This is a genomic window from Variovorax paradoxus (assembly GCF_902712855.1).
Classification (GTDB): domain Bacteria; phylum Pseudomonadota; class Gammaproteobacteria; order Burkholderiales; family Burkholderiaceae_C; genus Variovorax; species Variovorax paradoxus_Q.
The window spans coordinates 3,895,075-3,917,186 of sequence record NZ_LR743507.1 but is presented as its reverse complement, the minus strand read 5'-3'; the positions used below and the strand labels follow the sequence as shown (position 1 = coordinate 3,917,186).

Sequence of the window (22,112 nt, the reverse complement as noted above, 5' to 3'; positions counted from 1 at the left end):
CTAAAGAGCAAATGCCAGCAGGTCCGCTGGCAGCAGCTTGCCCACCCAGGCGCCCACGGCCGCCATGTGGGCCAGCACCGTCGCCCAGTAGCCCGCCATGAAGCTCGCCTTGCGCACCTTGTGGCGGAACAGCCGTTGCGCCACCCATGCGCCCGGCCAGCCGCCGGCCAGCGAGAGCATGTGCAGCGTGTTCTCCGGCGTGCGCCAGCGGCCGGTCTCGGCGGCGTTCTTGTCGAAGCCGTAGGCGAAGAAGGCCAGCAGACTCAGCAGCAGCAACACGCCGAGCGCAACAGCCGGCAGACGCGCGGTCCAGACGCCGTAGCCGAGCAGCGCGGCATACACGGCGAGCAGCAGCACCATCGCCAGCGGGAACGAGGCATCCCGTCCGCTGCCGCTGCCGCTGCCGCTGCCGCTGCCGCTGCTGCTGCTGCCGTTGCCGCTGCGAGCGCGAACAGGCTGCCGGTGCGGGGCAGCGGAAGCGCGGCCCTGCCTGCGTTGCTGCTCCGGCCGCCTTGCTGCGCCCACGGCCCTCACCGCCACGGCGCGCGGCCCCTTGCCGCCCACGTGGATTTCCTCGAAGTCCAGCTTCATGCCGACCTGCGGCGTGGTGCCGCTGGCGGCGAAGTCGCGCAGGTGCACGAACACGTCGGCGGAAACATCGGGACAGCGGATGAAGCCGAAGCCCCGGTCCTTTTCCCATCGTACGAGCGTGCCCTGGCGTTTCATCGGCGCATTCTCGTTGCTAGGCGTACTGCATCTCGCCGTTGCCGAACGACCAGTTCTCCTTGGCCACCTCGACGAGATGGATGAACACGTCCTCTCGACGGATATGCAACCGGCGGTGCAGGTCGTCTGCCACGCGCCGGTAGAAGGCCTTCTTCATCTCGACCGTGCGTCCTTGGTTCAGCGTGACCTGGATCATCACCATGCCCGGCGAATAGGCGATGCCGAGGTAGCTCGCCGGACGCACCATGTCGCGCGCTTCGTGCCGCGCGATGACCTGGAACTTGTCGTCCTCCGGCACGTTGATGGTGTCCCGCATGGCCTGGTAGACGAGGTCGCCGATGGCATGGCCCAGGTCCTCGGGGCTGTCATTGGAAATGTCGATCCGGACGAATGGCATGCGGGGTTCCTCGGTGGATACGGAAGCCGGAGATTAGCGGTCAACCGGCAGCACAGGTGAATCGCTCCGATGTATGGTGTGGCCCCATGAGCAGTTCGCCCCGCCTGCCGGTTTCCTGGACCCGAATCCTGGCGGGAGCGTTGCTGCTCGCGGCCTGCGCACGAGTGCCGGCGGCGCCGCCCGATGCCGCAGCGGGCGCGGCACCGGCAGCACCGGCCGGAGCAGCGCAGACGCTGCGCGCCACGCACCAGCGCATGAGCGACAAGCTCGAGCGCAGCAGCTTCGGGCGGCCGATCCAGCTCGATTCCATGGAAACGCCCGATGGCCTGCAGGGCGACGTGTACGCGGTGGTCGACCATCCGCTGTCGGAAATCAGCGCCACGCTCAGGGGCCCGGCCCACTGGTGCGACGTGCTGACGCTGCACGTCAACAACCGCCGTTGCACGGTGGCCAAGGGAGCGCAGGGGCGCGAGACGGTCACGCTGTATGTCGTGCGGCGCTACGACAAGCCGGTCGAGGACGCCTTCGAGCTGCCGTTCGCGTACCGCGTGGCGAGCGCCACGCCGGAGCACCTGTCGGTCGAGCTCACCGCGGAGAGCGGCCCGCTAGGCACCAGCAACTACCGCGTCACGCTGGAGGCGGTGGCGCTCGACGAGCGCAAGAGCTTCCTGCATTTCAGCTACAGCTACGACCACAACGCGATGGTGCGGCTCGGCACCATGGCCTACCTCGCGACCTTCGGCAGCGAGAAGGTGGGCTTCACCGTCACGGGCAAGACACCGGAAGGGCAGCCCGACTACATCCGTGGCATGCGCGGCCTGGTGGAGCGCAATGCAATGCGCTATTTCCTCACGCTCGACGCGTACCTGTCGGCACCGGGCGCCGACCAGGCCGAGCGTCGGCAGCGCCGCTGGTTCGCCGGGGCCGAGCAGTACCCGCGGCAACTCCACGAAATCGACCTCGACACCTACCTCGCGCTCAAGCGCGAGGACAGGCAACGCGACGGCGGCACCGGCGCTCCTTCGTCCAGGTGACGCCGCGGTGCGGCTGTCCGCTCAGCCGGCCAGCGTGAGCAGTGGCACGTCGCGCTCGCGCGCCATGGCGTCGAGCTCGGCACGGGTGCGCTGCGCGATCCAGGCCGCCAGGGCCTCGTGCGTGGCCGGCGCCATCATGTCCTTCGAGTGCAGCTGCGCCGCTTCACCCAGCCGCGCCGCGAAATGCGGCTCCAGCGCGGCCACGGCCACGCGGCCATCGGCGCAGGGGTACACGCGGTAGCCTGCGTGCGCGCCGCCGACCGCGCCGTCGGGCTGCGTCAGGCCCCAGGTGCGGGGTAGCGCCAGCCAGTCGGCCGAGGCATTCAGCGCCACCTCGAGGTACACGCCGCCCGGCCTGCGCGACCGCAGCAGCATCGCCTTCAGCACCGCCTCGCTGGCGAGCAGCGCGCCGCCCATGTCCGCGTAGAGCGTCGGCGGCAGTTCGGTGCCGGTGACGAGGCCGCTTTCGGCGAGGTAGGTCAGGTCGTGTCCCGGTTCCTCGGCGCGTTCGCCCGGCGCGCCGACGATGGCCACCTGCGACAGCGCCGGGTGGCGTGCCTGCAGCGTAGCCCAGTCGAGCCGGAGCTTGGCCAGCGCGGAAGGGCGGAAGGACGTGAGCAGCACGTCGGTCTTCGCGAGCTCTGCGTGCAGCTGCTGCTGGCCGGCCTCGGTCTTGAGGTCGACCGGGCGGATCTCCACGCCCTCGTGCAGCGCCGCGTAGGCGGGCCGGTTGTACAGCGCCATCGGGTCGCCTCCGGGCGGTTCCAGCTTGAGGCAGGCCGCACCCATGGCGCGGCAGCGCAGCAGCGCGGCGGGGCCGGGCAGGTTCAGCGCGAGGCTCAGGACGCGCACGCCGTCGAGCGGTGCACTGTGGTCGTTGGCGGATGTCGGCATGGGCTGGTCTTGTCTCCGGGAAGGGCTTGTTTTCCACATTCTCGCGCGGCGTGCCGGCCCGCACGGAGCCAGTTCCCGCAAGCCGCCGGGCCGCTGCGCGCGTAGCATGGGGCGGTGGCAGCCGTCCCTCGCCGCTGCCGCAGCAACATGCAAACGACAAGGAGACGAACATGTTCGAAGCATCCCTGATGAGCGGCCAGCGCATCCTCGTGACCGGCGGTGGCACCGGCCTGGGCCGCGCGATGGCCGAGCGCTTCCTGGGCCTGGGCGCCGACGTCGCCATCTGCGGACGGCGGCAGTCGGTCTGCGAGGAAACGGCCGCAGAGTGGCGCCAGCAGTTTCCGGGCCGGCGCATCGACACCTTCGGCGTCGACATCCGCATCGCGCAGCAGGTCGACGAGATGGTCGAGAGCCTGTTCGGCAGCGGCGGCCTCACCGGACTGGTCAACAACGCAGCGGGCAACTTCGTGTCGCCCACCGAGAGCCTCTCGCCGCGCGCCTTCGACGCCATCGCCAACATCGTGTTCCACGGCAGCTTCTACGTCACGCAGGCCGTGGGCAAGCGCTGGGTGGCTCAGTCGAAGGCGGGCGAGTGGAAGACGGGCGACGCATTCCGCAGCGTCATGAGCATCATCACCACCTGGGTCGACAACGGCAGCCCCTACGTCGTTCCCTCCGCCATGAGCAAGGCCGGCATCGACGTGATGACCAAGTCGCTCGCGGTCGAATGGGCGCGCCACGGCATCCGCCTGAATGCCGTCGGGCCCGGCGAGATTCCCACCGAAGGCATGAGCAAGCGCCTGAATCCCGGCGAGGAGCCGGGTGCGCGCAGCAAGCAGCACAACCCGATGGCACGCACCGGCCGCATGAGCGAACTGCAGAACCTCGCAGCCTTCCTGATGGCGCCCGGGCAGTGCGACTGGCTCACGGGTCAGAGCATCATGATGGACGGCGGCAACGCGCTGGCCACCGGCGGCAACTTCTATGAACTGCGCCAGTGGAGCGACGCGGACTGGCTGGCCGCGCGCGAGCGCATCGAGGCACAGAACCAGAAGGACAAGGCGCAGCGCTGAACCACCGCGCGGTGGATCGCCGCGCTACTTCTCCGGCGGCTTCGCCGCATGCACCGTCACGTGCTTGTTCACCGGGGTCGACAGCACCAGCGATGTGGTCACGGCGCCGTCGACCGCCAGCGCGTCCACCACGCGTTCGAGATCGGCCGGCTCGGCGATTGCGCAGCGCACGAAGAAGCAGTCTTCGCCGGTGACGCGGTCGGCGCCCAGCACCTCGGGCATGGCCTCGAACAGCTTCAGGTACTTCGCGATGCCGGCGTGCGTGGTGTCGATGCGGATGATGGCCTGCAGGCCCACGCCCAGTGCGCGCAGGTTGACGCGAGCACCGTAGCCCTCGATCACGCCGGCCTCCTCGAGCTTGCGCACGCGCTCGCTCATGGCCGGTTGCGACAGGCCGATGCGCTTGCCGATGGCGGCCAGGCTCTGGCGCGCATCGGCCTGCAGCGCTTCGAGGATCAGGCGGTCTTTCTTGTCGATGTTCATGTGCGTTCCTGCGGCTCACCTCACCGATGGTCGATCGGTTTGCGGCCGCGATTTTCGATGGATCGCCCTTGGGCGCACGCGTTGCCGCCGCTATCGTGAAGAGACATCTTCCTGGAGAAAGAAACGATGCAACTCGTCGGCATGCTCGACTCGCCCTACGTGCGGCGCACCGCCATCTCGCTGCGCCTGCTGGGCGTTCCCTTCGAACACCGGTCGGTCTCGGTGTTCAGCACCTTCGAGCAGTTCCGCGCCATCAACACGGTGGTGAAGGCGCCCACGCTGGTCTGCGACGACGGATCGGTGCTGATGGATTCGGCGCTGATCGTCGATCACGCGCAAGACCTCAGCGGCCGCAGCCTGGTGCCCGCCGACCCGGCCGCGCGCCTGCGCACGCTGCGGCTCACGGGGCTCGCGCTGGCCGCTTGCGAGAAGACGGTGCAGATCGTGTATGAGCACAACGTGCGGCCCGCCGAGAAGCTGCACCAGCCGTGGATGGACCGGGTGCGCGCGCAGCTTGCCGCGGCCTACGCGGCGCTCGAGGGCGAACTGGCCGCCGCGCCGCTGTCGGCCGACGAGGAGACGATGACGCAGGCCGGCGTGTCGACGGCTGTGGCCTGGGCCTTCACGCAACTGGTGGCGCCCGATGCCGTGTCGCCGGCCGGGCATCCGGCCCTGGCGTCGCATTCGGCGCAGGCCGAGAGCCTGCCGGTGTTCCTCGGCGCGCCGATGGTCTGAGCGGCATGCTCAGTCGGCGATCTTCGCGCCGCGCTCGGCCAAGAGGGCGCGAAGCACCGAGCGGTGGCAGCGCGCCTCGTCTTCGCAGTAGCAGCCGAGCGACATGGCGGTGCCGTGTGACAGCGCGGCCAGCAGGTCGAGGCTGCGCCCCGCGTCCGGTTCGGCCATCTCGTGCCTGAACCTGCGCACGAAGGCGTTCCATTCGGCGGCGGATCCGGTCTTCTGCGCTTCCTGCGCCTGCTTCATGGTTTCGGCGGAAGGCGCGAGGTTCGGGTACCACACGTCGTACCAGTCCTGCGAGGCGAACTCGGTCTTGGGAACGCCGCGCGGCGGGCGGCGCACGGTGCCGATGCGCAGGCCTTCGCCGGGTGCGCGCGGGGTGCCCAGTCGGACGATGCGGATGCTCATGCGGGTGCTCCGTGCGGTGATGAGGTTCAGGTGCCGACGATACCGCCGTCGCGCCGCCGGATCGCCAGCGTGGCGGAGCGGGGGCGCGCCTGGCCGGGTGCGGTTCCGTCGGGCCAGGCGCTGTTGTGCCCGCCGTCGCCGTCGTCGCGCGCCTCGCCCGGATGCTGGATGTTCACGAACAGCGTGCGCCGGTCGGGCGTGACCACGCAGCCCGTGATCTCGCAGCCGTTCGGCCCGGTCAGGAAGCGCTTGATGCGGCCGGATGCCGGGTCGGCGCACAGCATCTGGTTGTTGCCGAGCGAGGTGTAGGGCGGCTTGCCGATCGCCTGGCCGCTCATGTCGGTCTGGATCCAAAGCAGGCCGCCACGGTCGAAATGCAGGCCGTCCGGCGCGCCGAACATGTCGGCCTCGGCGCTCGGGTAACGTGCGCCGCTGCCGGCCTGTGCCGGGTCGCCGGCCAGGGCGAAATGGTTCCAGCCGAAGCCGGTGGCAGCGGCATCGCCGCCGTCTTCCCGCCAGCGAAGGATGCCGCCGAAGAAGTTGTTCGCGCGAGGGTTGGCGGCGTCGGTGCCGGGCTTGCCCGCGTCGCCGCGCTGGCTGTTGTTGGTGAGGGTGACGTACACCTCGCCGGACTGCGGGTGCACCGCGATCCACTCGGGCCGGTCCATCTTCGTGCCGCCGACGATGTCGCCCGCCAGGCGCGCGTGGATCAGCACGTCGGCCTGGTCCGCGAAGCCGGCGGCAGCGTCGAGCCCGTCGCGGCCGTGCACCAGAGGCAGCCAGCTGCCGCGGCCGTCCGCGTCGTAGCGCGCCACGTACAGCGTGCCTTCGTCCAGCAGGTGGCTGTTGGCCGCGCGCGCGGCGGCGTCGGTGCCGGGGTGCACCTTGTCGCGGCTGACGAACTTGTAGATGTATTCGAAGCGCGAGTCGTCGCCCATGTAGACCACGAGTCGGCCGTCTTTCGCGACGGTGCAGGTCGCGCTTTCCTGGCGCTTTCGGCCCAGCGCGGTGCGCTTGACGGGCGTGGCGGCGGGGTCGAACGGGTCGATTTCGACCACCCAGCCGAAACGGTGGGGTTCGTTCGGATGGCGGCTCAGGTCGAACCGCTCGTCGAAGCGCCAGTACTCGACCCACTGCGATCCCGCCACGGTGCCGTATCGGCGCTGTGCGGGGGTGGCGGCCCGTGCCGCTTCCTTCGGGCCGCCGAAATAGCCGTGGAAGTTCTCTTCGCAGGTCAGGTAGGTGCCCCACGGCGTGACGCCCATGGCGCAGTTGGCGAAGGTGCCGAGCACCGCGTCGCCCGCCGGATTCGCCGCGGTGCGCATGCGCGGCGTGCCCGCGGCAGGACCCGAGATGCGCATCGGCGTCCTGCCGTGCACGCGGCGCGCGAACGGAGAGGGCAGCACCTGCCGCCAGCCCTCGGGGCCACGGCGGATCTCGATCACCGAGACGCCCATGGCATGCAGCGACTTGCGGACCTTCTCCGCGCTCCACCCGCCGGCCTTGACGCCGTCGACGTGCAGCAGTTGTTCGTCGGTGTATTCGTGGTTCATCACGAGCAGGCCGCGCTCGCCGGCCCCATCGAGCGGAAAGAAGTGCATGCCGTCGTGATGCATGCCGGCCTGCAGCGCCTGGTCGTCGGCGCTGTTGCCCGCGTCGGCTGCAAACGCCGGCATGCGGCCGGCCACGCCGGTGGGGGTGCCCCAGGGGTAGAGCAACTGCCATTCGTACTCGGGCGGGATGGTGACCCCGTCATGCAGCGAGGCGGGCACGCCCGTGAATCCGAGCACCTTGCCTTGCGCGGCGAGGCCCGACGATGCACAGCCCTGGCCGAACAGCGCCACCACGGCCGCGGCCGAACCCGATCGAAGAAGAAACTGGCGGCGGTCCAGGGTCATGGCGAGGCGTTCAAGAGGTGTTGTGCAGGCGACAGCGGCAATCATCGCCGAGCGGCGCGGCGCGCGATACTGCCGCTGAAACGGCAACGGAACCCCCAGGAGACAACGAATGAACGACCGCATCGAATCGATCCGCCACCCCGACGACGTGGTGGAACTCCAGCTGGCGCGCGCCGACAAGATGAACGCGCTCGACCCGGCGATGTTCGATGCGCTCATTGCCGCCGGCGAGTCGCTGCGCAATGACCTGACGGTCCGGGCCGTGGTGATCTCGGGCCGTGGCAAGGCCTTCTGCGCGGGGCTCGACATGGCGTCGTTCCAGCGCATGCAGGAGGGCGCGGGCTCCGGTGTGCTGGGCGAGGGCGCCGCGGGCGCGGACCTGGTGGTGCGCACGCACGGCATCTCGAATGCGGCGCAGCAGGTGGCCATGGTGTGGCGCGACGTGCCGGTGCCCGTCATTGCCGCCGTGCACGGTGTGGCCTTCGGCGGCGGGCTGCAGGTGGCACTGGGTGCCGACATCCGCCTGGTGTCGCCCGACACCCGCATGTCGGTCATGGAGATCAAGTGGGGCCTGGTGCCGGACATGGCCGGCATGGTGCTCATGCGCGAACTGGCCCGTGCCGACGTGGTGCGCGAACTGACCTACACCGGCCGCATCTTTTCGGGCGAGGAGGCCCTGCAGATCGGCTTTGCCACGCGCCTGTGCGCCGACCCGCTGGCCGAGGCCCTGCAGATGGCACACGACATCGCACTGAAGAGCCCCGACGCCATCCGCGCGGGCAAGCGGCTGCTCAACGGGGCGGCCTCGCAGACTGCGGCCGAACTTCTCATGGCGGAGTCGGTGGAGCAGAAGGCGCTGATCGGCAGTCCGAACCAGGTCGAAGCCGTGAAGGCCAACATCGAACGCCGCGCGCCGCGTTTCTCGACGCCTGCCTGAGGCGTCCGGCCGCACGTGCGGCGGGCCGACGTTCCCGGGTGATCCTCCGGCCCGTCAGGGCCGGTTTTCGCGCACGCTCACCTGCTTTCTGTCTGTTTTCTGCCACCTCCGGTCCGTTCCCGCCGGTGGGTTCTGGCGCGCCCGGCTTGCCCGAACTGGGGCGTGATAAGCGCGCGTACAACAGTCAAAACGATTCAAAGTGATTTTTGAGTACTGTTGTGTAAGAATAAAGTAGTTGTTTTATGGGGAAGTTTCATGGAATTGGATACAACTTGTGTGCAGAAGGTCACGCCTTCGCCCCTGATGCCCCCCGCAGAGGGTGGCTCCTGAAGCCGCCCTCATCAACAATTGGATGCTTTCGTTTAGCGACGGCGATCCTGCATGTCGACCACCACGTTTTTCTGTAACCTCAGCGTGCCCATTCTTGTGGGCGAGGATCGCTACAAGTACGTCCCCATCGTCGGGGTCTTTCGCAGCATTCCCTTCGACCAGGTCGATGAATGGGTGATGGACGCCGATGGCGCCCCGCGCAGCGACCGCGAACTCGCGGCCGAAGTCCTTGTAGAGATCCGCAAACCGCTCGGCGCGAGCGGCCGCACCGCGCCCCACGCATTCGACGTGGCGGACATCCTGCAACTCGATCGCGCCGCGGCGATCGTGGTGTCCACCTTCCTGGCGGCGCTTCCACGCGTCTGATCCGCGTGTCTTGCCTGGCTCGGCTGGGCGCTCAATCGCACCTGAACAGCACGCCCTGGCCCGGCGTGGTCGGCGCATCGGCCTGTTCCAGGAAGCGGATCGGATTCCCGTCCTTGCGGCAATAGGCCTCGGCCTCTTGCGGGCCCGCCGCCCGAAAGATGCCGTCGTTGAGCCGCACCACCCCCGTCTGGGGCACGGCGCAGGCGGCGAGGGCGATGGGAAGAAGGGCAGTCAGCAGTCGGCGCATGGAGATCGAGGTCCGGTCGGAAAGAGGAAGACCCGGGACTTTAAGCGCTCCGCCTTCCGAGCGCCCGACACCGCGGCATCCGTATCAGGACGCGATCGCTCCCACCGCCCAGTAGAAGGTCGGCCTGGCCCCGTTCAGCAGGTGGTCGCCCACCACGCGGCCCTTGTAGATCGTCGGGTTGTGCGACGCCAGCGTGCGCGCGTTGCGCCAGTGCCGGTCGAGCCGGCGGTCTTCCTGCAGGGCCGAGGCGCCGCCGATGTCGAACAGCCGCGTGCCTGCCTGCAGCACCGCATCGACGATGCCGGCCTGCGCCTTGGCGGTGTTCAGTTCCACTTCGAACAACAGGCTTTCCGGTGCCGCTTCGCCGCGCGCGCGATGACGGTCGATCTCGCCCAGCCCGCGCGCCACCGCCTGCACGGTCGACGCCGCGATGAAAGCCGTGCTCGCGAGTTGCCCGATGACCTGCTGCACCAGCGGGTCCTCGCGCGGCGTGCTGCCGCCGCCATGGCTGTAGACGCGATTGCGCGGCTGTACGAAGGCCACTGCGTCGCGCACGATGGCGCGCGCGATGCCCGCGAGCGTGGCCAGGTGGGTGAGCTGGAAATGCGCGGTCAGCGGCGTGGGCTGGTCGCGCACATAGAGCAGCACGTTCTCCGGCTTCACCCGCACGTTGCGAAAGCGCGTGGTGCCCGAGGCGGTCAGCCGCTGGCCGAAGCCGGTCCAGTCGTCCACGCGCTCCACGCCCTGCGCCTCGGCGGGCACGAGTGCGATCACGCGGTCGCTGCTGCCGTCGTCGTTGATGCGTTGGGCCGACACCGAGATCCAGTCGGCGTACAGCGTGCCGGTGCTGTAGTACTTGTCGCCGTCGAGCAGCCAGGCGTCGCCGTCGCGACGCAGCGTGGTCTGCATGGTGCCGATCGGGCCGTCTCCCAGTTCAGTGGTGGCATTGCCGAACACCACGCCCTCGGCGGCCAGGCGCATCCATGGGCCGTGCAGTGCGGGATCGATCTCGGCAAGCAGCCGCTCGATGAAGCCGAAGTGCGCGCGCAGGATCTGCGGCAGGTTCGAGTCGGCTTCGCCGAGCTCGATCAGCAGGTCGTAGAGCTGCTCGACCGATGCGCCGATGCCGCCGTGCTCGAGCGGCACGCGCAGCGCACCGAAGCGCTCGGCGTTGAGCCATGCCACGGGCTCGTAGGCCAGTTCGCGCGCGATCTCGCGCCGCGTCGCATGCTCGGCGATTCGCTGGAACACCGGGCGGAAGCGCTCGAAGAGCTGTTGCGAGGAGGGCGCGTGAACGCCCGCGACGTGCGCCGGGGGGCGCGTCGTTTCTTGGATGGATGACATGGGACGGGGCGGCGCCGGAGCGCGCGCTGAAAGAGAAAGGACAGACACGGACAGGCGCTCACTGTCCCCCGCGCTCCCGCGTTTGTGAAATACGCTTTTCGCGTTTTCTTATGCCGTGCGCGATGGGTCCTGGCGATGCCGGTGCGCACGAACCGGCACGCCCGGCACGCCCGGCACGCCCGGCACGTTCAGCGCTTGCCGCGCGCGTCCACCGGCCAGATCGCCACCAGCGTGCCGCCCTCCACCACGTGATAGGCGTCGTGCAGGTTCACCGTCGGGTCGCAGTGCGGCGTCACGAACTCCACGCGCGCGCCGAGCGCGGGCCGGTTGCCCTTCGGGACCATCAGCTTGCCGTGCTCGTCGCCGAAGAAGGCATAGCGGCTCGCGGCGTCCGCACCCTTGGCCACCAGCGGCACGCCGCTGTCGGTCGAGAAGCACTTGGTGCCGCCGTCCACCGTGACCCAGTCGGCCGCGTTGGTGCTGACCACCGCGGTCTGCACGAACAGCGAGACGTCGAACGGCGAAGGCTCGCCGCCGTTCGCCAGCACGGTCGCGTACTCGGCGTCCATGAACACGTACGAGCCGGCCTGCAGCTCGGTGAATGCGTTCTCCTGCACGTCGAGGTCGTGCGTGCCGGTGCCCGCGCCCGTCACGATGTCGAAGTTCAGGCCCTGGCGGCGCGCGGCCGACACGATGCCCGCCACGGTTTCGCGCAACGCCGCCGCGGCGGCGCTGCGCTCCTCGCGCGACACGATGTGCTGCAGGTTGCCCGCATACGACTGCAGACCGCGCAGCCGCAGGCGCGGCTCGGCCGCCACCAGCGCCGCGAGCTCGAGCACCTTGGCCTGTGTGGCGGCGCCGGTGCGGTTGTAGCCGGCGCCGTAGTCCACCAGCACGTCGAGCGGATGCGTGAGCTCGCCGGCGGCGCGCGCCAGTTCCGCCACGTTCAGCGGGTTGTCGACAACCACCATCACGTCGCCGGGCCGTGCGCGCTGCGCCAGCTTGATGAGCCGCGCGAACTTGCTCGGCGTGACCGCGGGCGAGGTGATGAGCACGCCCGGGATGCCGCCCAGGACCATCGCCTCGGCCTCGCCCAGCGTCACGCAGCTCACGCCGATGGCGCCGGCGGCCACCTGCCGCCGCGCGATCTCGACCGACTTGTGCGTCTTCACGTGCGGACGCAGGCTGATGCCGCGCGCCTTCGCGAAGGAGGCCATGCGCTCGATGTTGCGCGTCATGAGGGGCAGGTCGATCAGCAGGGCGGGCGTGTCGAGGAGGTGGCGGCCGCCGGGAACGCCGATGAGGGGCGCGTTGACTTGCTGCGTGTCTTGGGGCATCGGGGAAAGCCTTTGTGGGGGAGGGTGAGCCTGCGGCGAGGCCGTGCAGCGCCGCGCTTGTGTGAAATGATGCATCGAAATGTTCTTGCGACCCATCGTAGTTTCCCAAATGCCGGTGCCCTCATGAAGGTCCTCGACATCGAGGCGGTGCAGGCCTTCGTGCACGTCGCCGACCTGAAGAGCTTCACGCGTGCAGCCGAGGTCATGGACAGTTCCCAGTCGGCAGTGAGCCTCAAGGTGAAGCGCCTCGAGGATGCACTGGGCAAGCGCCTTCTCGAGCGCACGCCCCGGCTGGTGCGGCTTTCGGCCGAGGGCCTGGCGTTCCTGCCGGCGGCACGGCAGCTGCTTGCCGCGCACAGCGGCGCGCTCGAATCGTTCGCCACGCCGTCGCGCCGGCTGGTGGTGGGCATCAGCCACCACATCGTCGGCGCCGAGCTGCCGCTGCTCCTGCGCCGGATGAAGGACGCCGATCCGCACGTGGTGATGGAGGTGCGCGTGTCCACCTCGCGCGAGCTGCTCGACGACTTCGACCGCGGCGTTCTCGACGTCGCCATCGTCCTGCGGCACGACAACCGCCGCCTCGACGGCGAGGTGCTGTTCGAGGAGCATTTCGGGTGGATGGCTGTAACCGACTTCGTGCATCGATCGGGCGAGCCCTTGCGCCTGGCCACGCAGGCCGAACCGTGCAGCGTCCGCGCCATGGCCATCGCGGCGCTGACCGCGGGCGGCGTACCGTGGACCGAGGCGTTCGTCGGCGGCGGCGTGCTCACGGTGGGCGCCGCCGTGTCGGCGGGGCTCGCGGTGGCTGCGCTGGGGCGACGGGTGGCACCGCCGGGCACGGTCGACATGGGCCCGGTGTTCGGCCTGCCGCCGCTGCCGTCGCGCGACGTGGTGATGCACACCGGCGTGTCCGACAGGCAGGCGCGACGTGCGCTGCAGACGCTGGCGACGGCGATCCGCTCGACCGCCGCCTGAAGGCTCAAGAGACGAGGCGGCGCACCACGGCCGCCGCCAGGGCCGCGAGGCCGCAGAGCAGGACGGCCATCGCGCCGACGCTGGCCAGATGCGCCAGCCAGAGCTCGGAGGGGCGCGGCGCTTTCATGCGAGTTGCGCCAGGCCTGGCTTCGCAAGGTGCAGCACTTCGAGAAAGACGCCGGGGTCCCCAGGCGCCGGCGCATCCGCCGAGAGCGTGAAGCGAACCAGCCGCCACGCACCGGGCTCGAGGGCGGTCCACATCGCAACGCAACCCGGTTGCGCTGCGCGCTCGCGGTTGGCTTCGGCTTCCGCCGCGAACACCGCGGCGCGGTCGGCGTTCGCGTCCAGCACGCGCTCTTCGCGCTGCAGCCACGAAGCACGCCGCGCGCGGCCGGCGCCGGAGCGTGCATCCAGCGGCAGCCAGGTTTCCACGCGCGGCCGGCCGAACGAGTCGATCACGCCCTGGAAGCGCTCCCCCATGAGAAAGCGCGCTGCCGCCGAAAGGTCATGCCACAGGTAGACGGACGCATACAGGTGGCCGGTGGCGCCGTGGCGGCCACGCTCCTGCGAGACGAACGCCTTGAAGACCAGCCCTTCGGTGTCGTCCCACAGCGGGCCGCGCCGCAGGGCGCGCTGCCGTATGACTTGCATGTCGTAGTCGGCTGGAAGCCGGTGGGCGTACTGCATCGCGAACATCGATCGCTCCTTGTGATGAATGGGTCACGAAGGAGCTTGCGCGTGCGGTGGCGGCACCGGAAGTGGGCCGCCGATATAGCTGTGATGCGCCGGCGCAATGGCTGGCCGGCGCGCTTTCAGCGTTCGGCCGGCGGATTCGCCTTCAGCGCCGCCAGCAGGAGCCGGCCGGTGGTCTGAAGGTGTTCCGCGATCAGGGTCTGCGCGGCGAGGATGTCGCGGTTGAGCACCGCGTCGAGCAGGGCCTGGTGCTCCGCGCCCACGTCGCGCGATTCCTTCGACATCGGTGCCGACAGCTGCCGGTAGCGCTCGCTCTGCTGGTAGAGCATCTGGTGCATGCGCAGCAGCCAGCCGTTGGGGCAGCCGGCGACCAGCGCGTTGTGGAACTCCGCATGGCTGTCGGTCCACTCGGTGCTCAGCACCGAGGGCATGGCGGCGTCGCGTTCGGCCAGCCTCGAGAGACGGTGGTGGGCCGACACCACGCTGCCTTCCCAGGCCAGGTCGCCGTGGCGGATGGCCTCGGCCAGGCACAGCTTCTCGATCTCGATGCGCGCCTTCACCAGTTCCTCGAGGTCGGCCTGCGAGATCGGGCTCACGCGATAGCCGCGCGCCGGCTCGGACACCACCAGCGCCTCGGCTTCCAGCATGGCCAGGCCCTCGCGCACCGCGCCGGCGCTGACGTCCAGCTCCTCGGCCAGTGCAGCGATGTTGAGCTTGGACCCCGGCAGCAGGCGCCCGCCCACGATGGCGGTCCGCAGTTCGGTGAACACCTGCCGCGTCTGGCTCATGCCTCTTGTTTTTTCGTTCATTGCACTCCCGTCTCACCGCGAAAAACGGCTGATGTTACTTGTTAACCCTAATGATCCATGAACCGGCAAACAATAGACTAACGACAAAAGAATATATTATTTAACTGAACATGGATAGAAGAACGGAGACACACGACATGGCCGAGTTCCAGCTTCGCACCCGCAAGAACCCTGGGCGCGCCGACCTGCACAGCGTTCATTCGCTCGATGCTTTCGTCTTCACCGTGCCCGATCTCGACGAGGCGGCGCGCTTCTACGACGCCTTCGGGCTCGAGCCTCGGCGAGAGGGCGAGGGCGATCGCGCCCGTCTCGACCTGTTCACCGCCGGCCATCCCCATGCGTGGGGCTCGCTCTCTCAGGCGGCCGGCCCGAAGAAGCTGCAGTACCTGCGCTTCGCCTGCTTCGCAGAAGACTTCGACGCGATCGCCGCGCGCATCGAGCGCCTGGGCGTGCCGCGCTGCTCGCCGCATCCGCTGGGCGACGACCGGGGCCTGTGGGTGATGCACCCCGAGGGCTATCCGGTGCAGGTCGTGGTGGCGGCCAAGAGCGCGCCCGACGAAGGCAGCCCACCGGTGGTCGCGCCGCGTCCGCCGGTGGGCATCGGCGCTTCGCCGAACCGCGCGCGCATCCCGAAGGTGCATCCGCGCCGTCTCTCGCACATCCTGCTGTTCTGCGCGAAGGTGCCCGAGGCGGTGCGCTTCTACGAAGACGCGCTGGGCCTGCGCATCACCGACCGCTCGGGCGACCTGATCGTCTTCATGCACGGCGTGCACGGCAGCGACCACCACCTGATCGCCATGGCGCATTCGAACGGACCGGGCCTGCACCACCTGAGCTGGGACGTCGCCAACATCGACGAAGTCGGCCGCGGCATGGAGCAGATGTACGCCGCCGGCCATGCGCGCGGCTGGGGCGTGGGACGCCACGTGCTGGGTTCGAACTACTTCCACTACGTGCGCGACCCGTGGGGCAGCTACTCGGAGTACTCCTGCGACATGGACTTCGTGCCCGGCGACTTCGACTGGACCAGCGCCGACCATCCGCCCGAAGACTCCTTCTACGCCTGGGGTCCGAAAGTGCCCGAGGACTTCGTCACCAACTTCGAGGTCGAGGCCGGGGCGCCAGCCACGGCCTGAGACCGGTTCTCGGCTCTTCTTCTTCTTCTGGTTCTTCTTTTCTTCTTTACGCCAACGGCATCACACAAGGAACTCCCCATGCGTCTTCTCGCTTTCCATCACAACGGCCAGCCCGCCCTCGGCCTGCGCCTCGACCAGGAGGTGGTCAACCTCACCGCCGAAGGCCTGCCCGCCACGCTCGACGAACTGCTGCGCGCCGGCCCCGACGCCATGGCCGCCGCGAAGAAGGCCGGCAGCAGCGCGCGCACGCGCCTGCCGCTGTCGGACATCGACTGGCTGCCGCCCGTGCAGTCGCCCTCCAAGGCCATCGCGGTGGGCCTCAACTACATCGACCATGCGGCCGAGAGCAAGTTCGACCCGCCGACCTACCCGGTGCTGTTCCATCGCTTCCCTTCGTCGTGGGTCGGCCACAACCAGCCGATCGTGCGCCCGCACGTGTCGACGCAGTTCGACTACGAGGGCGAGCTGCTGGTGGTCATCGGCAAGGCCGGCCGGTACATCAAGAAGGCCGATGCGCTGAACCACGTGGCGGGCTACTCGGTGTTCAACGACGGCTCCATTCGCGACTACCAGTTCAAGTCGGCGCAATGGATGATGGGCAAGAACTTCGACCGCTCGGGCTCCTTCGGCCCCGAGTTCGTCACCGCCGACGAGCTGCCCGCGGGCGCCACCGGCCTGAAGCTGCAGACGCGCCTGAACGGCACGGTGCTGCAGGACGCCAACACGCGCGACATGATCTTCGACGTGGCCACGCTGGTGTCGGTGTGCTCCGAGCCGTTCGCGCTGCAGCCGGGCGACATCATCATCGCCGGCACCCCCTCGGGCGTGGGGCTGGCGCGCAAGCCGCAGGTCTTCATGAAGGCCGGCGACGTGTGCGAAGTGGAGATCGAAGGCGTAGGCCTGCTCTCGAACCCCGTCGTCGACGGGGACTGAAGCGCGGCACAACGCCGGCGCCAGTCACAACAACTACGGAGACAAAAAAATGAGCATCGATCGTCGTTCCTTCGTCACGGCCGCCGCAGCCGTCGGTGCCCTCGGCACCGGCGCCCTGACCGGCCGCGCCGCCTTCGCGCAGCAGCCCGCGGGCAAGCCCGTTCGCGTGGGCGGCACGCTGGCGCTCACCGGGCCGCTGTCGGCCACGGGCCTCGTGCACAAGCTCACGGGCGAGATCTACGTGGAGCAGCTCAACCAGCGCGGCGGCCTGTTGGGCCGGCCGGTGGAATGGGTGCTGAAGGACGACCAGTCCAAGCCCGACCTCGCGCGCACGCTGTACGAGCAACTGGTGACGGCCGACAAGGTCGACCTGCTCATCGGCCCGTATGCCACCGGCGCCATTCTTTCGGCCATGGGCGTGGCCCAGCGCTACAACAAGACGCTGGTGCATCACACCTTCGGCATCCCGAGCCTGGCCAAGTACGACCAGCAGTTCCCGGCGTGGTCGCTCGGCCCGGACCCCGAGAAGAGCATGCCCGCGATGGTGCTCGACATGCTGGCCACTTCGCCCAAGCCGCCGAAGACCATCGCGATCGTGACGAGCAAGTTCCCGTCGGTGCACTTCGTGGCGCTGGGCGTGCGCGAGGTGGCGAAGCAGCGCGGCATCAAGGAAGTGCTGTTCCTCGAATGGGACTTCGGCAACCGCGATTTCGGTCCCATCGCGGGCCGCGTGAAGGAGGCCAACCCCGACTTCATCTGGAACGGCGCCATCGGACTCGAAGGCAACCAGCTGCTCGATGCGATGAAGAAGATCGACTATGCGCCGCTGCACCACTTCTATCACGTGCCTGCGCCCGCGCCGATGCTCAAGGCGCCCGAGGCCAACGGCGCATTGGCCACCACGATCTTCGAGGACCACCCGCCGTTCACCGACAACCCCACGGCCGCCGAGTTCGTGAAGGTCTACCGCGAGCGCGCGGCCAAGGCCGGCATGCCCGACACCGCGGTGGAGACACAGGCCGCGGCCTCGTTCTCGGCCTGGCAGATCATCGAGGCGGCCGTGGTCGCCACCAAGGGGCTCGACGACAAGGCCATGGCCACCTGGCTGCGCGCCAACAAGGTCGACACCATCCAGGGCAAGCTGCGCTTCAACGAGCGCGGCAACTTCGGCGACGACCTCGGCAAGGTCAAGCAGGTGCAGAACGGCAAGTGGGTGGTGGTGTGGCCCAAGGAGTGGGCCGCCCCCGGCGCGAAGCTGCAGACGCGCGGGGTGGCCAGCTGATGAACTTCCCCAGTGCCACGCTGCTGGCCCAGTCCGTCCTGGCGGGCCTGTTCACCGGGGCGCTCTACGGCCTGCTGGGGCTCGGCCTCAGCCTGTCGTGGGGGATGCTGCGGCAGATCAACCTCGCGCACTTCGCGCTCGCCTTTCTCGGCGCCTACCTCACGTACGAACTGTCGAGCCACCGCGGCATCGATCCGCTGCTGACGCTGGCGGTGATCGTGCCGCTGTTCTTCGTGCTGGGCGTGGCGCTGCACTGGATGCTCACGCGCTTCAGGGTGAGCCCCTTCAACTCGCTGCTGGTCACCTTCGGCATCACGGTGATCATCGAGGCCCTGCTGCAGTGGACCTGGACAGCCGACTACCGCAAGCTCGAATCGAGCTATGCGGAGCACAAGCTGCAGATCGGTCCGCTGTTCCTGCCGGTGCCCGAGCTCATCACGCTGGTGCTGGGCGTGGGCATTTCGCTGGCCGTGTGGTTCGCGCTGCGCAGCACCGACCTGGGCAAGGCCATGCGCGCCGCCGCCGAGGACGCGCCCATCGCCGCCGCCTTCGGCGTGAACCAGAACGCGCTGGCGCTGATGCTCTCGGGCCTCAATGCGGCGCTGGCCGGCGTGGCGGGCGTGTGCATCGCGCTGGCCTACACGCTGTCGCCTTCGCAGATCTACGCATGGATCGGCGTGGTGTTCGCGGCCGTGATGCTGGGCGGGCTCGGCCGTCCGCTCGGGCCGCTCATCGCGGGCTGCGTCATCGGCGTGACCGAGGCCGTGACCATGACCGTCACCGCGCCGTCCTGGGCGCCGCTGGTGTCGTTCTCGCTGCTGATGTTCGTGCTGCTGGTGCGGCCGGGGAGGGTGGCATGAAGCGCGCGTTCCTGATCGTCCTGGCGGCCGGCGCAGGGCTGGCCGTGGTGCCGTGGCTCGGGCTGCCGGCGTTCTACGAATCCATCCTGTACCTGGTGCTGCACTGGATCGCACTGGCCACTTCGTGGAACCTGCTGTCGGGCTACTCGGGGTATTTCTCGTTCGGGCATGGCGCGTTCTTCGGCATCGGCATGTACACCACGGCCACGCTCGCGACACGCTTCGACATCCCGTTCCTCTGGACGCTGCCGGCCGCGGCGGTGGTCGCCGCGCTGGTCGGCGCACTGCTGGGCGCGGTGGCCTTCCGCGTGCAGGCGGTGCGCGCCGAGCTCTTTTCGCTGCTCACGCTGGCCGCCACGTTCGTGGTGGCGACCATCATCCTCAACACGCCCATCGACGGCGGGCCGGGCGTCTACATGAGCGCGGTGGCGGTGCCGCAGATCGGGCCGACGGCCGCGGGCACGTTCTACCTGCTGGCGCTGTGCGCCGCGGTGCTCACGGTGCTGGCGGCGCTGGCCGTGTACCACTCGCGCTTCGGCACCGGGCTCTTCGCCATCCACGACGACGAGGACGTGGCCGAGGTCATGGGCGTGCCCACCTACCGCTACAAGCTCGGCGCCTTCGCGCTCTCGAGCGGACTGGCGGGCGTGGTCGGGGGCGTGCATGCGCTGTTCATCTCGTACGTGACCACGGGCGACACCTTCACCATTGCGATGCCGCTCACCGTGGTGCTGATGGCGGTGCTCGGCGGCACGCGGCACTGGGCCGGGCCGATCGTCGGCGCCACGGCGATCACGCTGCTGCTGTATGCGTTCACCGGCGGCGACAGCGCCATCATCGGCAAGGGCCTGACGGGGCTGGTGCTGATCGCGGTGATCCTGTTCATGCCGCAAGGTTTGCTGGGTCAGGCGCTGAAATGGTGGAGTGCGCGCCGCGATGCGCCTGCGGCCCCCGCCGCTTCGGCCGCACCGGCGCATGCCGAGGCGCCTGCTGCGTCGGCGCATGCGGCGGCACCGGTGGCCGCCGCGTCCGCCCGGCCGGCCGCCAACGCCGGCGAAGTGCTGCTGCGTGCAGAAGGCGTGCGCAAGTCGTTCAAGGGCGTGCATGCACTGCGCGGCGTGAGCCTGGAAGTGCGGCGCGGCGAGATCCTCGGCCTGCTCGGTCCGAACGGCTCCGGCAAGTCGACCTTCATCAACGTCGCGAGCGGCCACTACGCGGTGACCGCGGGGCTCATCGAGTTCGAGGGGCGGCGCATCTCGGGCGTGCCGGCGCACCGCATCGCGCAGGGTGGCATTGCGCGCACCTACCAGATCCCGCGGCCGTTCGCGCACCTCACGGTGCTGGAGAACGTGGCGCTGCCGGCGATGTTCGGCGCCGCCGCGCTCGACCGGCAAACGGCCGAAGCCGAGGCCTGGCAGTGGCTGGCCTTCACCGGCCTCACCGAACGCGCGCACGCCCTACCGGCCGACCTGAACCTGCACCAGCGCAAGTTCCTGGAGTTTGCGCGCGCACTGGCATCGCGTCCGCAGGTGCTGATGCTCGACGAAGTGCTGTCGGGCCTCACGCCCTCGGAGATCGACGAGGCCGTGGCGCTCATCCGCCGCATCCGCGACCAGGGCGCCACCATCGTCTTCGTCGAGCACGTGATGCGCGCGGTGATGGCGCTGTGCGACCGCATCGTGGTGTTCAACCGCGGCGAGGTGCTCGCGGAAGGCGTGCCGCACGATGTGATGCAGCGCCCGGAGGTGGTGTCCGCCTACCTGGGGCAGGCGATGGAAGAGCAGGCGCCTGTCGCGCCCGCGTCCGCGCATGCCGTTGTGCCCAATGCCGGGAAGGAACTGGCCCATGCTTGAACTCGAATCCATCCGCGTCGCCTATGGCCAGGCCACGGCCCTGTGGGACGTGTCGCTGTCGATCGCCAAGGGCGAACTGCTGTGCATCGTCGGCCCCAACAGCGCGGGCAAGAGCACGCTCATCAACGCAGTGGCCGGCCTGCACCGCATCAGCGCCGGGCGCATGCGCTTCGAGGGACAGGACATCTCGCGCCTGGCGCCGCATCGCTTCTGTGCCCAGGGCATCGCGCTGGTGCCCGAGGGCCGGCGCCTGTTCACCGAGATGACGGTGCGCGAGAACCTCGAGCTCGGCAGCTACCTGCGCGCTGCGCGGCTCGAACGGGCACGTTCGCTCGAGCATGTGTGCGCGCTGTTCCCCGCGCTGAAGGAGAAGCTGGAGCAACCGGCCGGTTCGCTCTCCGGCGGCCAGCAGCAGATGGTGGCCATCGGCCGTGCGCTGATGGCACGCCCCAAGCTGCTGCTGCTGGACGAGCCCTCGCTGGGCCTGGCACCGAGCATCGTGCTCGACATGTTCACCGCCATCCGGCGCATCCATGCGGAGGGCATCGCGGTGCTGCTGGTGGAGCAGAACGTGGGCATGGCGCTGGACGTGGCCGAGCGCGCGGCGGTGCTGGAAGAAGGGCGCATCGTGGCGCTGGGACGGCCCGACGATCTGATGGCCCGGCCCGAACTGCGGCGCGCTTACCTCGGGCTGGATGCGGGGGATGAAGCCGCTACGTCGAATGCGTCGGCTCGCGGCGTTCCTGCAACGCACGGCGATTCGGCCGGCGCAGCGCCATCCACCACAGCAGCGCGGCATTGACCGCCCAGCTGCCCGCCAGCATCAGCAAGGCGGTGTTCGCCACGCCGGGGGAGAGGTCGAGCGTCATCAGGCTCAGCGACCATGGCAGCCCGCCTGCAATGGCGACCAGCATGCCGGCCTCGCTTTCCGGCACCACCGCGCACGCCAGGATGCACGCCACCCCGCCGACCGTGTAGATCAGCGCGACGGCGCGCCATCCGGAGCGCGACGCAGGGCGTTTGTGCAATTGTGAATTCGCAGCGGGCATGTACTGAGCATCGCCGATCCCCGCCCCCGGCGTGAAGGCCTGTTACGCGAAGGGTCGTAGTGTTTTGGCCACGCCAGCATCCACCGTGTGCCAACTTCTGCACGGTGAGCAAGACTGTTGCCGTGGCAGCGGCTTTTTGGCATCGGGTGTCGATGCGATCGGCGCGAGGCGAGGGCCCGCAACCGGCGTTCGAGATTTCAGGATCGGGAGCGCGTGGAGCCGGTGAAATCCGCTGCATGAGGCAGACACGGGCGATGCACTTCCGCGTCTTCGATCTGTAATTTGAGCGGGCCACCATCCGCGCATGGCTGGT

At 69.2% G+C, this 22,112-nt stretch carries 25 protein-coding genes; 12 read left to right on the top strand and 13 right to left on the bottom strand.

Going from position 1 to position 22,112, the window contains the following annotated elements; all coding sequences use genetic code 11:
• Together AACL56_RS18195 and AACL56_RS18190 are read right to left on the bottom strand one after the other, a co-directional pair.
• Positions 1–726 carry a cold shock and DUF1294 domain-containing protein gene (locus AACL56_RS18195; protein ID WP_339091214.1) on the bottom strand — a complete coding sequence of 242 codons (726 nt, stop codon included), beginning with the start codon at positions 724–726 and terminating at the stop codon, positions 1–3.
• A gap of 16 nt (positions 727–742) precedes the next feature.
• The gene (locus tag AACL56_RS18190; RefSeq protein WP_339091213.1) at positions 743–1,123 is read right to left on the bottom strand and encodes a tautomerase family protein; all 381 of its coding nucleotides are present in this window, start codon (positions 1,121–1,123) and stop codon (positions 743–745) included.
• Positions 1,124–1,209: 86 nt separating this feature from the next.
• Between AACL56_RS18190 and AACL56_RS18185 the strand changes: the two genes are divergently transcribed.
• Entirely contained in the window at positions 1,210–2,157 is a 948-nt protein-coding gene (locus AACL56_RS18185; RefSeq protein WP_339091212.1) for a hypothetical protein, read from the top strand.
• Positions 2,158–2,178: 21 nt separating this feature from the next.
• On the opposite strand, the gene AACL56_RS18180 is transcribed toward AACL56_RS18185, so the two are convergent.
• Positions 2,179–3,051: a CoA transferase gene (locus tag AACL56_RS18180; RefSeq protein ID WP_339091211.1), complete on the bottom strand. Its 873-nt coding sequence runs from the start codon at positions 3,049–3,051 to the stop codon at positions 2,179–2,181.
• Positions 3,052–3,221: 170 nt separating this feature from the next.
• Between AACL56_RS18180 and AACL56_RS18175 the strand changes: the two genes are divergently transcribed.
• Positions 3,222–4,124 (top strand): SDR family oxidoreductase, encoded by a 903-nt coding sequence (locus AACL56_RS18175; RefSeq protein ID WP_339091210.1) that lies wholly within the window; start codon positions 3,222–3,224, stop codon positions 4,122–4,124.
• Between the two features lie 24 nt (positions 4,125–4,148).
• Here the strand turns inward: AACL56_RS18175 and AACL56_RS18170 are convergent, their stop codons facing one another.
• Positions 4,149–4,607 (bottom strand): Lrp/AsnC family transcriptional regulator, encoded by a 459-nt coding sequence (locus tag AACL56_RS18170; protein WP_339091209.1) that lies wholly within the window; start codon positions 4,605–4,607, stop codon positions 4,149–4,151.
• A 126-nt stretch (positions 4,608–4,733) separates the two neighbouring features.
• On the opposite strand from AACL56_RS18170, the gene AACL56_RS18165 reads away from it, so the two are divergent.
• The gene (locus tag AACL56_RS18165; protein WP_339091208.1) at positions 4,734–5,342 is read left to right on the top strand and encodes a glutathione S-transferase; all 609 of its coding nucleotides are present in this window, start codon (positions 4,734–4,736) and stop codon (positions 5,340–5,342) included.
• Between the two features lie 9 nt (positions 5,343–5,351).
• Here AACL56_RS18165 and AACL56_RS18160 read toward each other — a convergent pair whose 3' ends face one another.
• Both AACL56_RS18160 and AACL56_RS18155 read right to left on the bottom strand, forming a co-directional pair.
• Positions 5,352–5,750, bottom strand: coding sequence for a DUF488 domain-containing protein (locus AACL56_RS18160; protein ID WP_339091207.1), 399 nt, complete (start codon positions 5,748–5,750; stop codon positions 5,352–5,354).
• A 26-nt stretch (positions 5,751–5,776) separates the two neighbouring features.
• Complete coding sequence (locus AACL56_RS18155; protein ID WP_339091206.1) at positions 5,777–7,648, bottom strand: PhoX family protein; 1,872 nt, start codon at positions 7,646–7,648, stop codon at positions 5,777–5,779.
• Between the two features lie 109 nt (positions 7,649–7,757).
• Between AACL56_RS18155 and AACL56_RS18150 the strand changes: the two genes are divergently transcribed.
• Entirely contained in the window at positions 7,758–8,585 is an 828-nt protein-coding gene (locus AACL56_RS18150; RefSeq protein WP_339091205.1) for a crotonase/enoyl-CoA hydratase family protein, read from the top strand.
• Between the two features lie 381 nt (positions 8,586–8,966).
• Complete coding sequence (locus AACL56_RS18145) at positions 8,967–9,281, top strand: hypothetical protein (RefSeq protein ID WP_339091204.1); 315 nt, start codon at positions 8,967–8,969, stop codon at positions 9,279–9,281.
• A 31-nt stretch (positions 9,282–9,312) separates the two neighbouring features.
• On the opposite strand, the gene AACL56_RS18140 is transcribed toward AACL56_RS18145, so the two are convergent.
• The 3 genes from AACL56_RS18140 to AACL56_RS18130 form a co-directional block, all read right to left on the bottom strand.
• Entirely contained in the window at positions 9,313–9,528 is a 216-nt protein-coding gene (locus AACL56_RS18140; protein WP_339091203.1) for a hypothetical protein, read from the bottom strand.
• Between the two features lie 84 nt (positions 9,529–9,612).
• Positions 9,613–10,872: an acyl-CoA dehydrogenase family protein gene (locus AACL56_RS18135; RefSeq protein ID WP_339091202.1), complete on the bottom strand. Its 1,260-nt coding sequence runs from the start codon at positions 10,870–10,872 to the stop codon at positions 9,613–9,615.
• Between the two features lie 188 nt (positions 10,873–11,060).
• The gene (locus tag AACL56_RS18130; RefSeq protein WP_339091201.1) at positions 11,061–12,209 is read right to left on the bottom strand and encodes a DSD1 family PLP-dependent enzyme; all 1,149 of its coding nucleotides are present in this window, start codon (positions 12,207–12,209) and stop codon (positions 11,061–11,063) included.
• Positions 12,210–12,332: 123 nt separating this feature from the next.
• On the opposite strand from AACL56_RS18130, the gene AACL56_RS18125 reads away from it, so the two are divergent.
• The gene (locus AACL56_RS18125) at positions 12,333–13,184 is read left to right on the top strand and encodes a LysR family transcriptional regulator (protein WP_339091200.1); all 852 of its coding nucleotides are present in this window, start codon (positions 12,333–12,335) and stop codon (positions 13,182–13,184) included.
• Between the two features lie 4 nt (positions 13,185–13,188).
• Here AACL56_RS18125 and AACL56_RS18120 read toward each other — a convergent pair whose 3' ends face one another.
• The 3 genes from AACL56_RS18120 to AACL56_RS18110 form a co-directional block, all read right to left on the bottom strand.
• Complete coding sequence (locus tag AACL56_RS18120; RefSeq protein WP_339091199.1) at positions 13,189–13,311, bottom strand: hypothetical protein; 123 nt, start codon at positions 13,309–13,311, stop codon at positions 13,189–13,191.
• A complete protein-coding gene (locus AACL56_RS18115; protein ID WP_339091198.1) occupies positions 13,308–13,880 on the bottom strand; it encodes a DUF4865 family protein in 573 nt (190 codons plus the stop codon). Before AACL56_RS18115 ends, AACL56_RS18120 begins: the two co-directional genes overlap by 4 nt.
• A gap of 116 nt (positions 13,881–13,996) precedes the next feature.
• On the bottom strand, positions 13,997–14,665 hold the full coding sequence (locus tag AACL56_RS18110; RefSeq protein ID WP_339091197.1) for a GntR family transcriptional regulator: 669 nt from the start codon (positions 14,663–14,665) through the stop codon (positions 13,997–13,999).
• 158 nt (positions 14,666–14,823) lie between these two features.
• Here AACL56_RS18110 and AACL56_RS18105 point away from each other — a divergent pair, with 158 nt between their 5' ends.
• From AACL56_RS18105 to AACL56_RS18080, 6 genes are all read left to right on the top strand, one after another.
• Positions 14,824–15,822 carry a VOC family protein gene (locus AACL56_RS18105; protein WP_339091196.1) on the top strand — a complete coding sequence of 333 codons (999 nt, stop codon included), beginning with the start codon at positions 14,824–14,826 and terminating at the stop codon, positions 15,820–15,822.
• A 78-nt stretch (positions 15,823–15,900) separates the two neighbouring features.
• Positions 15,901–16,755 carry a fumarylacetoacetate hydrolase family protein gene (locus tag AACL56_RS18100; RefSeq protein WP_339091195.1) on the top strand — a complete coding sequence of 285 codons (855 nt, stop codon included), beginning with the start codon at positions 15,901–15,903 and terminating at the stop codon, positions 16,753–16,755.
• Between the two features lie 49 nt (positions 16,756–16,804).
• On the top strand, positions 16,805–18,037 hold the full coding sequence (locus AACL56_RS18095; RefSeq protein WP_339091194.1) for an amino acid ABC transporter substrate-binding protein: 1,233 nt from the start codon (positions 16,805–16,807) through the stop codon (positions 18,035–18,037).
• Complete coding sequence (locus AACL56_RS18090; RefSeq protein ID WP_339091193.1) at positions 18,037–18,897, top strand: branched-chain amino acid ABC transporter permease; 861 nt, start codon at positions 18,037–18,039, stop codon at positions 18,895–18,897. Before AACL56_RS18095 ends, AACL56_RS18090 begins: the two co-directional genes overlap by 1 nt.
• Positions 18,894–20,750 carry a branched-chain amino acid ABC transporter ATP-binding protein/permease gene (locus AACL56_RS18085; RefSeq protein ID WP_339091192.1) on the top strand — a complete coding sequence of 619 codons (1,857 nt, stop codon included), beginning with the start codon at positions 18,894–18,896 and terminating at the stop codon, positions 20,748–20,750. The genes AACL56_RS18090 and AACL56_RS18085 overlap by 4 nt, the downstream gene beginning before the upstream one ends.
• Positions 20,743–21,552 (top strand): ABC transporter ATP-binding protein, encoded by an 810-nt coding sequence (locus AACL56_RS18080; protein WP_339091191.1) that lies wholly within the window; start codon positions 20,743–20,745, stop codon positions 21,550–21,552. The genes AACL56_RS18085 and AACL56_RS18080 overlap by 8 nt, the downstream gene beginning before the upstream one ends.
• Here AACL56_RS18080 and AACL56_RS18075 read toward each other — a convergent pair.
• Positions 21,464–21,778: a hypothetical protein gene (locus tag AACL56_RS18075; RefSeq protein ID WP_339091190.1), complete on the bottom strand. Its 315-nt coding sequence runs from the start codon at positions 21,776–21,778 to the stop codon at positions 21,464–21,466. The two genes, AACL56_RS18080 and AACL56_RS18075, sit on opposite strands and share 89 nt — an antisense overlap.
• Positions 21,779–22,112: the final 334 nt, after the last annotated feature.